General features: G+C 68.0%; 12 protein-coding genes. 9 read left to right on the plus strand and 3 right to left on the minus strand.

Translation table 11 applies throughout. From position 1 onward, the window contains the following. Nucleotides 1-20 precede the first annotated feature (20 nt). Nucleotides 21-713, plus strand: a complete 693-nt coding sequence (locus ACFU5O_RS06385; protein WP_384237081.1) for a TetR/AcrR family transcriptional regulator — start codon at nucleotides 21-23, stop codon at nucleotides 711-713. 390 nt (nucleotides 714-1,103) lie between these two features. Here ACFU5O_RS06385 and ACFU5O_RS06390 read toward each other — a convergent pair whose 3' ends face one another. Then, nucleotides 1,104-2,276 (minus strand): hypothetical protein, encoded by a 1,173-nt coding sequence (locus ACFU5O_RS06390; protein ID WP_384237083.1) that lies wholly within the window; start codon nucleotides 2,274-2,276, stop codon nucleotides 1,104-1,106. 448 nt (nucleotides 2,277-2,724) lie between these two features. Continuing rightward, nucleotides 2,725-3,237 carry a hypothetical protein gene (locus tag ACFU5O_RS06395; RefSeq protein ID WP_384237084.1) on the minus strand — a complete coding sequence of 171 codons (513 nt, stop codon included), beginning with the start codon at nucleotides 3,235-3,237 and terminating at the stop codon, nucleotides 2,725-2,727. Nucleotides 3,238-3,625: 388 nt separating this feature from the next. On the opposite strand from ACFU5O_RS06395, the gene ACFU5O_RS06400 reads away from it, so the two are divergent. The 8 genes from ACFU5O_RS06400 (at nucleotide 3,626) to ACFU5O_RS06435 (ending at nucleotide 12,478) form a co-directional block, all read left to right on the plus strand. Then, on the plus strand, nucleotides 3,626-4,330 hold the full coding sequence (locus tag ACFU5O_RS06400; protein WP_384237086.1) for a class I SAM-dependent methyltransferase: 705 nt from the start codon (nucleotides 3,626-3,628) through the stop codon (nucleotides 4,328-4,330). Further along, nucleotides 4,327-6,978, plus strand: a complete 2,652-nt coding sequence (locus ACFU5O_RS06405) for an SUMF1/EgtB/PvdO family nonheme iron enzyme (protein ID WP_384237087.1) — start codon at nucleotides 4,327-4,329, stop codon at nucleotides 6,976-6,978. Before ACFU5O_RS06400 ends, ACFU5O_RS06405 begins: the two co-directional genes overlap by 4 nt. After that, nucleotides 6,975-7,238 carry a hypothetical protein gene (locus tag ACFU5O_RS06410; RefSeq protein ID WP_384237089.1) on the plus strand — a complete coding sequence of 88 codons (264 nt, stop codon included), beginning with the start codon at nucleotides 6,975-6,977 and terminating at the stop codon, nucleotides 7,236-7,238. Before ACFU5O_RS06405 ends, ACFU5O_RS06410 begins: the two co-directional genes overlap by 4 nt. Beyond that, entirely contained in the window at nucleotides 7,235-8,515 is a 1,281-nt protein-coding gene (locus ACFU5O_RS06415; RefSeq protein WP_384237090.1) for a hypothetical protein, read from the plus strand. The genes ACFU5O_RS06410 and ACFU5O_RS06415 overlap by 4 nt, the downstream gene beginning before the upstream one ends. Nucleotides 8,516-8,819: 304 nt before the next feature. Then, nucleotides 8,820-9,002: a hypothetical protein gene (locus ACFU5O_RS06420; RefSeq protein WP_384237092.1), complete on the plus strand. Its 183-nt coding sequence runs from the start codon at nucleotides 8,820-8,822 to the stop codon at nucleotides 9,000-9,002. Nucleotides 9,003-9,315: 313 nt separating this feature from the next. Then, nucleotides 9,316-11,211 carry a cellulase family glycosylhydrolase gene (locus ACFU5O_RS06425; RefSeq protein WP_384237094.1) on the plus strand — a complete coding sequence of 632 codons (1,896 nt, stop codon included), beginning with the start codon at nucleotides 9,316-9,318 and terminating at the stop codon, nucleotides 11,209-11,211. Between the two features lie 236 nt (nucleotides 11,212-11,447). Then, entirely contained in the window at nucleotides 11,448-12,269 is an 822-nt protein-coding gene (locus ACFU5O_RS06430; RefSeq protein WP_384237095.1) for a Scr1 family TA system antitoxin-like transcriptional regulator, read from the plus strand. Continuing rightward, nucleotides 12,266-12,478, plus strand: a complete 213-nt coding sequence (locus ACFU5O_RS06435) for a DUF397 domain-containing protein (protein WP_384237098.1) — start codon at nucleotides 12,266-12,268, stop codon at nucleotides 12,476-12,478. The genes ACFU5O_RS06430 and ACFU5O_RS06435 overlap by 4 nt, the downstream gene beginning before the upstream one ends. 156 nt (nucleotides 12,479-12,634) lie before the next feature. Here the strand turns inward: ACFU5O_RS06435 and ACFU5O_RS06440 are convergent, their stop codons facing one another. Continuing rightward, nucleotides 12,635-13,435, minus strand: a complete 801-nt coding sequence (locus ACFU5O_RS06440; protein ID WP_384237100.1) for an N-formylglutamate amidohydrolase — start codon at nucleotides 13,433-13,435, stop codon at nucleotides 12,635-12,637. Nucleotides 13,436-13,481 lie beyond the last annotated feature (46 nt).

The following is a 13,481-nucleotide window of genomic DNA, read 5'->3' on the forward strand; positions in this document are numbered from 1 at the left end:
CGCAACGTATAGTCTCCGCCATGACCACTGCAAGAGCCTCGGCCTCACCAAATCCGGTCGGCCCCGCCGCACCGGCCGGATCCGGCGGCACGCAAGGAGCCCAAGGCCGGAGTCGCGGCGCCGGGACCAAGGGCGTCCCGCGCGCCCGGCGCGAGGAACAGATCGTGGCCGCGGCCCTGGAGGAGTTCGGCAGGCACGGCCACGCCGCGGCGTCGATGGCCGCGATCGCCCGGCGCGTCGGGGTCACCAAGCCGATGCTGTACACGTACTTCGGCTCCAAGGACGGCCTCTACGAGGCCTGTCTCGAACACATCGGCCCCCGTCTCCTCGCGGCGATCAACGCGGCCATGGCATCCAGCCCGTCGGATGACCGGCTGCCCCATGCGGTCCTCACCGCCGTCTTCGAAACGCTGGAGGAACAGCGGCACGCCTGGTTCGTGCTGTACGACCGCACCCTGCCGCCCGACTCCGAACCATGGCGCGCCGCCCACCGCCACCGCGAGGCCATCGACGAGGTGGCAGCCTCCGGCACCGCGGCGTTGCTGCACGGCCAGGGCAATGACGATGCCCTCGACGCGGACGCCCTCAAGCATGTGTGGACGGGCACGGTCAGCGCCCTCGTCGGCTGGTGGGTCTCCCACCCCGACCTGTCGGCGCAGGACATGAGCGCGCGCTGTGCCCGTCTGCTCGCCGCGATCCGTGGCGACGGCTGAGGCTGCCGCGTGCCGTAGCCGGGGCCGCTGCGACCCTCGGTGCCTCCATGCGCGCACCGCACCGACAGTCGACCCAAGGCCCCCTGCCGACGCCCGTGCACTGCTGCCGACAGCGCACTTGAACCCTCAAGCCGGGGGGCAGCCAACCTTGGGGGATGTGCTATCCGCGTACAAGGGCGTGACGCGGGATCTGCACGATCAGAAACGGCTCTTCGTCGCCTAGAGCCTGTCTCTTTGGGCGCTGCTCCACCTCCGGGCCCAGGGCTGGGAAGCATGGACGCCACGTAGCAGCCGACATGGTCATGGAGCGACTATGGACGACTTGGCGGTGCCCGATCAGGGAGGCGGGAGCGGAACCGCGGGCAGGGAGGCGCCTGGCCCGGAGCGGGACTATTGGATATCGAGGAGGGCGACGGCCTCGGCGAAGTCGGCGCACGCGGGCTCAAAGGTCCGCGTGGCGACGAGGAACATCGAGCGGTCCGTCAAGGCCCGCGCGAGGCGTGCAGGGTCGTCGGGCAGGCGGCGGGCGAGCGCCACGCCTTCGTCGAAGTACGGCTTGAACCGCTCCCCGAACTGGTAGGGGCGGCCGCCCTCGCGGAGGGCCGCGCGGATGCTGATTCTGCGCTGGACGTCGACCAGTTCGGGCAGTCGGCCGGCCTCGCTTAGTCCCGCCGCCTGCGCTTCGAGCTCGGGCAGAGTGTCGAGAAAGGCATCTCGCGTATCGCTCGACCATCCGAGGTCGGTGCCGAAGGGCGGCATCGGGGACTCAGCGCTCGCAGCTGGTTCGTCGGCCCGTCCCGACAGGGCGAACAGGGTGACCCACCACTCGAGGATGCAGCTCCAGTTCTTCGGCTCGCCCGTCGTCGCCAGCTCCTCCAGGACGGTCAGGGCCTCCCGCCGGGTGGCCGCGGCGTCCGCCTCGTGCCCGGCGGCCTCGCGCATCCGGGAGAGATGGACCAGCTCCCAGGTGAGTATGGCCAGCGCCTTGCGCTGGTCGGCGGCCTCGCGCCGGGTCTCGTCGATAAGCTCGCGGAAGACAGCCGATGCCTCATCGTGCAGGCCCGCGCCCTCCAGGTTCGCCGCCCACTCGACCATGTTCCAGAAGGAATGCTCCGGTATGCCGTTCCGAACTGCCTTCTCGTTGAGCTCCGCGGCCTCCCGGAAGCGCCCCTCCTCCGCCAGGATGTTCGCCAGCCTCCCGCTCCTTCCAGCCTTGGCCATTTCCTCGCAGGCCGCACGTCCCTCTGCTCGGCGCCCGAGGGCGAACAGAGCCCGCTGGTAGGCGTCCAGCGCCCTGCACAGCCGTTCTGCCCGGGTCGGCGCCCCGGCCTCGATCCTCCGCGCTGCCTCGACCGCCTCGGCGCCCAGCGCCAGGTCCACCTCCGGGTCCCGGCTGCGGTAGCTCATCGAGAGGAGCGCGTCGACCAGCTTCGGGAGATACGCCTTCGGGCTCACCTCCGCCAGAACCCGGTACGCGTGGACCTGTTCGAGCAGGCTCAGTCGGCCGGAACCCAGCAGCAACACGCGAGCCCGCAGCACCGCATCGTGATCGATCTTACTCATATTCCCCCTGTCTCCGGGTGATTGCACGAAGGAGATTCTGGGAGTTGTGGAGCGGACCGGACAAGGCTCGCGAACTGTGCGTTCCGTCCTACGAAAAACGTCGCTGACCTGTCATGATGGACATGCTTCCGTAGTAGTTCCCGGATGCGTGGCTGGGAGAGCCGGGAACCCGATCACCGGCACGTCGGGAATCTCTGAGGCGAGCGACCACCACGACTTTCTGGTCGTGCACGCCGACCAGCAGGGTCTTTTCGGCAGGCGCAGGCAGGAGGTCAGCGGCCTGGCCAGCATCTTTGACGGAGAGCAGAACCGGCTCGACGTTCATTCACCGGCCTGACGGGCCCTTCGAACACCTTGCTCAGCGCCGAGCCCAGACGAGGATGGCACGATGTTTCCTCTGTCGCCCGAGGGGCGATCTCCGTCGGTGCTCCGTGTACGGACACGTGCATCAGGAGGTCCGACGGGGCATCCAGCCGACGTGACGCAGTACCGGAAGTACCTTGAGGTGGATGAACGCGATGACGGGCGTCTCGTCGTCGTCGGCCGGGAAGAACAGAGCATGCTCGAAGGAGACTGCGTCCTGCGGACGGCCCAGGTCCACGTCTGGCAGATCCGGGCGGTCGTCCCGGGGCTCCAACGTCACATCCCCGCGGGCGGTGAGTTCCCGCAACCGCTCCAGACCGAATTCGGCTGCGAGACCCAAGGTGGTGAAGGTCTTCTTGACCCGGGGGCGGCCAAGCGAGTCGACCCAGGTCACCCAAGCCATGAGGCGCAGCCGCCCAGCCCCGTGTGCGGCGGCGGTTATGCCGCTGCGTAGCCGGTTGTGCAGGTTGGACAGCGGGGCAGGGATCTCAGGTACGACGACGGGTTTGTAGAGGACGATGTCCCGCTCGCCGTTGTTCCATCGGGTGTCGTGGACCGTGAGCAACGGGCGCCCTGACAGGCGTAGTTCCCACTCCACCGCGGTTCCGTTTGCGGGTATTCCCTCGCAGGTAGTACCTGACTTCACGTGACGGGTGGCCCCGCGATCGAGTGTGAGTTCGTCCATGAGCTGCATGATCTGTGCTCCACCTCCGGATGTGGCGAGGTATGCCCGCTGATGTACGTCGAGCGCACAGAACGTACCGCTTGCGATGCTCGCAGGGCAGGAAAACATACAAAGAGCAACGGGCAGTGCATTACGCGCTGTTGTCGGCCCGGCACCGCGCGATAGCCTGTCGTTCGACGGCACAGCGGATCGGTGACGCGCGAGGGGGATCGTGGAACGGCGCGATGTGCGGGGGCACTATGAGGGGCTCGCTGCCGAGTACGACGAGCACTGGGTGTACGGGCCGGAATACGTTCCCTGGATGTCCGCTCGTATCGCCGAAGCTCTGCGACTCAAGGCCACTGACCGCATCGCCGATATCGGCTCCGGCACCGGACTCTTTGCGCGTGAGGTCGCGAAGTCGCTTCAGCCTCGCCATCCCATCCTGTGCGTCGACCCTTCCGAGGCCATGCTTCGCCAGATCGGCATGCCACCCTCACCCGGTCTGACACCCCTCGTCGCCTCCGCCGAAGACATTGCCGAGGGTCGAGCCGACCTACCGTACGAACAGCTCGACGCGGTATGGCTGAAGGAGTCGGTGCACCATCTGGCCGACCCGGCCGGCACGCTCCGTGGCCTGACCGAGCGCTTGGCGCCCGGAGGCAGACTGCTGGTGGTCATGCTCCCGGCCACCATCCGGTACCCGCTGTTCGAAGCCGCCCTCACCCGTTTCGAGGAGCTCCAGCCCGACCCGGCCGACGTGCTGGGCCACCTGCGCGCGGCCGGGCTCGAAGCCGGCCTCACCCATGTCGAGCATGAGCTGCGCATCGACCGGGACAAGTACATGGGCATGGTGCGTGCCCGCTACATGTCACTTCTCTCCACGTTCAGCGACAGCGAGATCGAGAAGGGGATCGAGGAGATGGGCATTGCTCACCCGGAGCCAGTCCTCGTGTTCCCCGACCGATTCGCCTTCATCGTCGGAGAGCTCGTTGAGGCGGGGGAGCGGCGAGGTGGGGGCGAGTGAGTGCCGTGGTCGATGAGCGGCTGCGGCGCCTTCGGACCGAGCTCGACGATCACTCGCGTATCGCGGAACACTTGGGGCTCGACCTCGAGCGCCCGTTACGTTCCCTCAACGACGGCTATCCCGAGAATGCCGTCGCCCTTGTCGGCAAACTGACCGAGAAGCTGCTCAAGGAGCTGTGGCGCCACCACAACATCGAGGGCGACCCGTCGACCAAGGCCCTGAACGATCTCGTCAAGCGCTGCCGCCCGCATATCCGCAGCAGCACGGTGATGGACGCCCTCGAAGACATCCGTCGACTCCGCAACCGGTCCGCGCACGACGGCTACGACATCAGCGACGAGGACGGTCTGCTGGCGGTACGCAGACTCGTCGACGTGCTGGTCTGGTTCACGAACACCGGGAGCGCTGCGCTCCTCGGCGGCGAACCGGACATGGCGCCCGAGGTCGCCCGGCGCTGCGAGTTCCTGGCCGGCCTGTACGTGACCCTCGGCTACCGACAGGCCAAACGCTTCGTCCTCAGCCCCGACACCGTCTATCAGCTGTTCTGTCGCGAGTCGGGTATGCGGCTCGAATACGTCGAACTGATGCTTTCCCAGGACGCCGACGACCTGAGCACCGTGCTCGCCTCCAGCGGCGGCGAATTGCTGCGCACCCGTCTGCCCAAGCTCACCCGGTTCGTCGTCCTGGAGGACGACAACAGCACCGCGTCGTCCAGCGCCCTCCACCAGATGCTGGGGCAGGACCTCCGGATCGTCCCCTACAACGGCTTCGTCGACACGCTCGTCAACTTCGACGCACACCTCGCCGCTGTCGCATCCACTGCCGTACCGGCCGACCCTCGCGCGGCGATCAGTGCCGCCGTGCTGTCCACGGATCCGCGCACCGGCGAGTCGCGGATGACGGAGTTCGAGGACGCCGCGGAGTTACTCACCCGCCTCGCTCGGGGTAGCGCGAACGTACTGGTCACCGGTCGTCCAGGAAGCGGCAAGAGCACGCTTCTCCGCTCACTGGCGGTCAACCCCGAGACCCGCCGGTTCCGCTTCTACTTCGACCTCGGCCTCAAGCCCAAGGACGAGCCCTTCTCCGAGTACGCTGAGCGGCTCCTGGCGCCGTCCATGGCATCGGACCGCTCACGCGCCTACGATCTCTTCCTCTATCTGATCCGTTCCGGCACCGCGCTGTGCGTGCTCGATGCCATGGACGAAGGGGTCCCTGAATCCAGCCCCTCGGGATTCCTCCACCTGTTCACTGATCTCGCGGCGGTACTGTCGGCCGAGTCCGCGGTGGTCATGAGCTCCCGAGTGTCCTTCCTGGCCGACTCACCCCAGGTTCGTCAGTTACTGGACAGCGGCGCCGGCCGCTCCGAGCAGCTGGTCGAGCAGATGTACGCCAACGGAGTCGACCCGGCCAGGGTCCCGCACTTCCACCTCGTACGCCTTGCCGAACCCGACGCGACGCCGCTCGAGAAGCGCCTCACCGCCGAACTCGAACTGCCGCCCGGGCGGCCTTTCGCCGACATCCTCGGCACCCACATCACTCGCACGGTCACCGCCCGTGGGCCGGTGGACATCGAGCGGCGGCTGCCTGCTGCCTTCGGACAGGCATTCCTCGCTGACCGGACCGTGTTCTCCCTCCTCGATCTCCACCGGGAGCTCGGGTCGGACGCGTTCACCGACGGCCGTCTCGAATTCGATGCCTGCGTACTCTTCCCTCTCTTGCGCCTCGCCGGGCCTGATCGGGTCGCCTTCGTGCACACGGCGTACCAGGAGCTCCTGGCCGCGCGATATCTGGCAGAGCCCGGAAACCGCGACCGGGCAGCGGAGACAGCCGGGGGCGCCTTCCTCACCGAGCAGGTCCGGGCCTTCCTTGCGGGCGTTCCCAGCGCTCCCGCAACCGATGACTGTGTGCTGCCCGCAGGCACGTACCTGGTGGGGCCGGCGGAACGGCTGCTGCTCCGGCGTGTCCCACACTCCGTACGCTTCGACCGGCACGCGGTCACCGTCGCCCGCTACCGCCGCTTCCTCGAAGCACTCAACACTGACGGCACCTCGCCCTGGGATCACCCCGAGCAGCCGGCGAACGTCACTCACAAGCCGTGGACCGACCGGCTGCGTAAGCCCGACTACTACACCGATCCCCGCCATGACTCATACCCTGCGGTCTGCGTCAGCTGGTGGAGCGCGTACGCTTTCGCCGCCTTCGAAGGCAAGCGGCTGCCCACTTCCATGGAGTGGGAAGCCGCGGCGCGCGGTACGGACGGCCGGCTGTTCCCCTGGGGCGATGAGCCCGACAACGCACTCGTCAACTGTGCCGACGCCTGGGTCGGCCGTCCGGTCGTGACCTACCAGGCGTGGTACCGGGACTTCGCGGAAGACGCTATTCGCAAGGCATGGGTGACTCCCGTCGACGAACGACCCGGCAACCGCTCCCCGTTCGGGATGGTCGACATGGTCGGCAACTGCTGGGAGTGGACGTCCACCAGTCTTGGTGACCCGGGCGAGGCCGTCATCTGTGGCGGCAGTTACGACAACCCGATGCGTGCAGTACAGGCGAGCAGCAAAGGCATCTACCGGAAGCGGGGTGGCAGCAACGTCGTGGGCTTTCGTTGCGTGGAGGACATCACCGGCACGGAGGAGACGGTGGCATGAGTGACGTGCCACGCCACGGAATGATCGTGGACAGGCGACCGAATGGCGGGGGAGTGAACGGTGCCGTCGGTTCCTACATCGTCCTGGACGACGAGAACCAGCGTTACTACGGCTTCGACTATCGGCAGATCGTGACCGAAGGGTTCCGGACAATCCGCACCGGGGAGCGGGTCCGCTTCCACGTCTCGCCCGAACGACCGGACCGGGCAGAGTTCGTCATCCGGCTCGACCAGCCCGATCCGTCCGCGTACTACCGATGACCACAGCTTCCTCATCGCTCGAGGCCGTCAGCGGCGCGCGCCAGGAACTGACCGTCGTCGTGCCCGTACGGCTGCTGCGTACACCCGACTGGGCGGAGGGCCCGTTCCCGTTCGAGCTGGGCAGCCGCCGCACCGATTCCGCGACCCGTGCCACGTACTTCGCCCCGGCCTCCGCCCGGGTCCTGTACGGGGCGCCCGGCCGGCCTCGCCGCTGGCACCGACCGCTGTCGGTCAGCCAGGACGGACTTCATCTCATCGGCATGGAGCTGCTCCGTACGGCCACGGCTCGTCATCCTGGTCACGCGCTTGCGGTTCTGCACTTCAGCGTGGAGCGACCACTACTCCCTGTGCTGCGCGCGATAGGCGGACGGCCGACCGCTGACGCCCCGCCACTCACGGGACTGTTGGCGCCCCCACGCCTGCTGGCCGAACTCGCCGAAGTGCGTGATGGAACTGAACCCTTCGCCATTGCGCGTCCCTACACCGTCGCATTCATGACACCGCAGGCCGATCACGGTCCGGCGCTGCGCGCAGGATTCGAAGGAGTGCTGCCCCCGACCGCCGACCGCTGGCTGTGGCAGCTGGCCTCACGTTCCACACCGGCCGACTTCCCGCTGGCACCGGAAACTGCCACGGAGCAGCTCGGTTCCGCAGTCCGCATCTCGGCAGACTGGAGTGCCCTGGTTCTGAGGCAGGGTGCCGCCTTCCTCGGTCATCGTGCAGACGGGGGAGACGGCGACTTCTTCGAGTTCGGCGCGTTGCACTCGCGCACGGTCTATCTCGACGCCCTGCTTCTCGGGTCAATCCAGCGGGACCATATCGATGAGCTCACGGACGAACTCTCGGAGGTCTTCGACTCCTCACGGCTGGCGCGCCGGGTCACGACGTTGGAGAGGAACATCGCCCTCTTCCGTAGCACCTACTGGCGTCAGCATCTGACCGCGCACGGTCCGGCCAACGATCTGTTGCTCGCTTTCCAGAATCAGCACCGGCTGCCCGCCCGCTTCAACGAGATCCTCGCGGAGGTCGCCGACTACAGCCGACTGGTGCAGACGCAGGAGAGCCAGCAGATCAGTGGCGCACTGGGGACACTGACGATTCTCGGCCTCCCGCTCGGCACTGCGCTCGGCATCCTGCAGGTTCTCGGTGACGAGTCCGTGACGCATCTCCTGGTCGCCCTTGGCCTCTCTGTGGCCGCGGCGGCGGGTGCCTTGACCACCCGCTACGGGCGTCTGGTTCTGGCGTCCCTGAGAGGCACCGGGAAGCCTCGCCGCTGATCGGCTGTGACCGCTACTCGACCGCGCGTGCGGCTCCAGTGGTGCAAGACGTGGCAACGCCGTGGCCTCTCCCGCGCCGTGGACGGTTGCATTCAGTTGGGAGACGTAGCGCATGCCCTGGACGCCTACGAGGAACGGATCAAGCTTCCCCAGGGAAGCGGTGAACCTTCGAGCCCCGGATTGCCCTCCCTGCCACCGTTGATCCGGGTGCCCCTGCCGGTGCCCCTCGTGCTGGCCTCTTTCACCGGCGCATCCGGCATGGTTCCCGCCGCCTACCGGGATCCTGATCCGAGTATTCCGTGGCGTGACCCCATCCCTCCTGTGGTTCCGAGACGCGTATCTGCCTGCCCCGGAGATCGTCCGCTTCAGCAGCGGGAGTGCTGTGGAACAGGGCATCGATTCGGACTGGCGGCTGCCGGCCGACGGTGGCTGTGCCCGCGTCGCCGAGGAGCTGCGACATCACCTGGCTGTCGTGGATCCCGACTGATCTTCAACTGGACGGCCTGGTTCGGCAGGCTAGATGCCTACCCCTGCCATTGCGGGTAGGCCCCTGATCAGGTCCTTCGGGCGCCGTGCCCTTCTCGGTGCTGGGCGGCGCCTGCACGGTCGCCGGTGCCGATCCGCGAGCGCGCGCGGGCATCTGTTCCAGCCAGCCAGCCAGCCAGCCAGCCAGCCAACCGTCCGGCCAGGCCCTGCTCGTGAACAGGCTCCAGAGCTCCCTCCCCTTGTGTTTTCCGCGGGCCATTACGGGACGACGGATGCCGTTGACAAACTGACGAATCGTCAGGAACGTGGAGCGCATGCCGACGAAGCGCAGGCGTCTCATGGGTGTCCTGTTCCTCATCACCGCGTCCCTGATCGGGTCGAGCATGCCGTCCGTCGCTGCACCCGTGCCCGGATCCCACTGGTTCGACGAGCGGGCCGCCACCTCGTTCACGGTCGAAGACGGGCGATTCGTCGACGGACTCGGCCGCGAGGTGGTGCTGCGCGGGTACAACGTCTCCGGCGAGACCAAGCTGGAGGAGAACGACGGACTTCCCTTCGCCTCCGTCGCCGACGCCGAGAAGTCCGCCGCGGCGCTGCGCGCGCTCGGCGGTGGAAATTCCGCGCGCTTCCTGCTGTCGTGGGCGTACGCCGAACCCGTACGCGGCCAGGTCGACCACACCTATCTCGCCGCCGCCACCGCGCAGATGCGGGCCTTCCTCAGGGTCGGCATCCGTGTCTACCCGGACTTTCACCAGGACCTCTTCTCCCGGCATCTGTTCCACAAGGGCAGCTGGTACACCGGTGACGGAGCCCCGAAATGGGTGGTCGATGCCGGTGGCTACCCGCGTGAGTCATGCGGGATCTGCCTCTTCTGGGGACAGAACATCACCCAGAACCAGGCCGTGACGAAGGCGACGTACGACTTCTGGCACAACAAGGGCGGTATCCAGGAAGCGTTCCTCGCGACGGCGCAGACCACCATGGCGTACGTCGCCGAGCACCTCACGGCCGCCGAGTTCGCCGGCGTCGTCGGCTTCGATCCGTACAACGAGCCGCACGCCGGCTCGTACGACCCCGGCCAGACCAGTCGCACCTGGGAGCGTGACGTTCTGTGGCCCTTCTACGAGAGGTTCCGTGCCCGTATGGACGCGGCGGGGTGGCGCGACAAGCCCGCGTTCGTCGAGCCGAATCTCTTCTGGAACGCCAACCTGGACTTCCAGAGGCAGGAGGGCGGCCTCCTCGACGCAGGACGGCTCGGCCCGCGCTATGTCTTCAACACCCACTTCTACGACCAGAAGGCGATCTCCGGCGTCTTCATGTGGGGCAGAGCGAAGGACGGCCAGTACGCCGGCGACTTCGGCACCGTCCGCGATCGGGCCGCCGGTTCGCAAACCGCGGCCGTCGTCAGCGAGTTCGGCCACCCGCTCGGCGGCACCGTCTCCGACAAGGCCCCGACCGTGGGCAAGGCGATGTACCAGGCACTCGACTCCCGGCTCCCCGGTTCCACGTGGTGGTCCCGCCCCGAGGGCTCGGGCCCGGTCCTGTCCGGCTCGCAATGGCAGTGGGACATCTACCACGGCCGCCACCGCGAGCTCATGAACGGCAACCCCGACAAGGTCCTCGCCGCCGCCGACGCCTGGAACGACGAGGACCTGTCGGCGGTCCGCCTCGACGACTCCGACGCCCCGGTCCTCCGCCAGGACGCCCGTCTCCTGGACCGTCTCTACCCGAGCGCCACCGCGGGCCGTGTACTGGCCTTCACCTACGAGGACCGCTCCCGCGACGGCTCCACCACACTCACGTGGAACCCCGTCCCGGCATCGCTGCCACGCGTGCGCGAGCTGGTGGGAACAGGCCAGTACGGCGTCCTGTTGTGGCGCTCGGACGGCGCGTCGGCCCCGACGGAACTGCACCTCCCCGCATCGTTCGGGCCGGAGCGCACGACGGTCGTCTCCGACCTCGGAGTCCTGCACGGCCTCCCTGCGTACGACAGCGGCACCGCGATAGCGGTGGCCCCCGAGCCCGGCGGCACCGCAAGCCGCCGCGTTCTCCTGACCGCCAACAGCGCCAACGGCGCCGACGACGCCGACGACGACGACGCCGACGGCCTGCACTACGCCCTGATCACCAACGGCGCGACGAACCCGCCGACGGACCTGCTCCTCGCTGCACGCGCCGAGCTGGCTGCTTGGGCGGCGGAGCGCCGCTGAGGATGCGTCGATTGCCTGACGACGTGGTCCCCGCTCTCCCAAGCGCTGTTCGGCGCATCGTCTTGTGGTCCCCGCCGTGTGCTCCAGCAGAGAGGCGGCCTTCGTCAGAGGAGTCAGGCTCGTACACGAGGTCCTGTACGAGCTCACTCGCTGACGGTACGAGTAACCCAAGGTGGCCATGGGCTCGTTGTACAGGTGCAACGAGTGCGAAGAGCGCGACAAGGGGGTCGCCGCCCATGGCGAACAGCAGTGCACCCGAACAGTCCGACAGCCTCCGGGCGTTCGGAGCCGTCCTCAAGGTCTTCCGGGAACGGGCCTCGCTCACGCAGGAGCAGCTTGCGCCGCTGGTCTGCTACTCGCAGTCCTGCGTGGCCTCCATCGAGCAGGGGCGGCGCATGCCGCCCGGCGACTTCGTCGAGCGGGCCGAGGCGGCCCTTGACTCGTTCGGCGTGCTGCGGGCAGTGGCCCAGCACGTGTCGCGCAGGCCGGGCCTGGCGGCCTGGTTTCGGCTGTGGGCGCAGCTGGAGTCGGCGTCGGTCAGCCTGTGTACGTACGAGTGCCGGGTGGTGCCGGGACTGCTCCAGACCGAGGCGTACGCACGTGCCGTGATGCTCAACGTCCCACCGCCGCCCACCGAGGAGGAGGTGGCGGAGCGGATCGCCGCCCGCATGGAGCGGCAGGAGCTGCTGATGCGCAGACCGCCGATCGCGTTCAGCTTCATCGTCGAGGAGTCGGTGTTGCTGCGGCAGACCGGAGGCGAGGACGTCACGCGGGAACTCCTCGACCACCTCGTCGCCCAGGCCGACTTGTGGAGTGTGGAGCTGCAGATCACGCCGCTGCGGCAGCCGCATCACGCGGGTTCTGACGGCCCGATGCAGCTGCTGGAGACCCCGGACAACAAGTGGCTGGGCTACTCGGAGGGACAGAAGACGGGACAACTGATCACTGACCCGAAAGCGGTCAGCGTGATGCAGATGCGCTATGCCAAGATGCGCTCACAGGCCCTGTCCCCGGCGGACTCGGCGGACCTGTTGAAGCGGATGCGAGGAGCGCTATGAGCACCACCGACGAGCTGAACTGGTTCAAGAGCAGCTACAGCGGTTCCGAGGGTGACAGCTGCGTGGAAGTCGCCTGCCGACCCGATGCTGTCCATCTCCGTGACTCCAAGGAGAAGGACGGGCCGCGCTTCTCCGTCTCTCGGACGGCTTGGATGGATTTCATCGGATACACCGCACCACTTGCGCGAGCAGCAGGTCAGAGGAGTTGACGAGGACCGGGCCGGACCGGCTGTGCGCTCGGTCCGGTCGAAGGGGAAACTCGACCGGACCGAGCCACCATCCCTGATCGCCGGCCCAGGACGCGACCGACCCTGCTGCCGCTCCGGGAGGACGAACCCGGCCCGGTTCGGGCCCCCTGCGCGGCCCTAGCGGCGGGACACCGCCCCGACCAGATCCGCCAGCGCCGTTGCAAGCGCGGTGAGCCCGGTGCCCGCGGGGCCGCCCGGCTCCTCCATGTAGACGTCACGGCGGATCTCGATCATCAGGGCGCTCACCCGCCGGTCCTTGCCGTAGTACTCGAGCGGTACGTACGTGCCCGCGAAGGGACTGTTGATTCCCGTTCCGCCGAAGCCCGCGAAGGCCTCCTGGGCGTGAGCAAGGAGCTCGGCGGGCGTGTGGAAGGAATCGGTGCCCAGGCAGATCGGTGGGCGCGGGCCCTCGCCGTGGAGCTCGTACGGCAATGGCCGGGACGGATACGAGTGGATGTCCACGATGACTGCGTGCCCGACGGCGGCGAGCCGGTCGGCCACCGCTGATGCCATGGCCTGCGCGTACGGGTGGAAGTAGCGCTCGATCAGCGGTCGGTGGTCCACGTCCGCCGGGCGGAGCTGTTCCCGGTGCGTGGTCCGCGTGTAGACCGCGCCCATGCCGGCCGCCAGCATCTCCTCGCGCTCGTCCGGGAACCGCTCGGGGTCGATCACCAGCCGGGAGAGACGGTTGACGAACCGCCAGGGTGTTGCCGGGGCGGCGGTCGCCGCGGCGGCGGCGATCTCCGCTGTGTGCGCATCGGTGATGTGGTCGAGTTCGCGCGCGAGTGCGCGGTCGTCCAGCACGATGCCGCCCCGTACCGGCTCGGGTACCACGCGCGAGGAGTGCGGGACGTGGAGGATCACGGGCGAGTCGTCGGCGCCGGGCAGAAGTCGGAACGAATCGGGCATGCGGTTCATGTGTGTTCCTTGCCGAGTGGGTCGAACTCGGAGAGGCAAGCACGCC

Source organism: Streptomyces sp. NPDC057445, from assembly GCF_042802855.1.
In the GTDB taxonomy this organism is placed as follows: domain Bacteria; phylum Actinomycetota; class Actinomycetes; order Streptomycetales; family Streptomycetaceae; genus Streptomyces.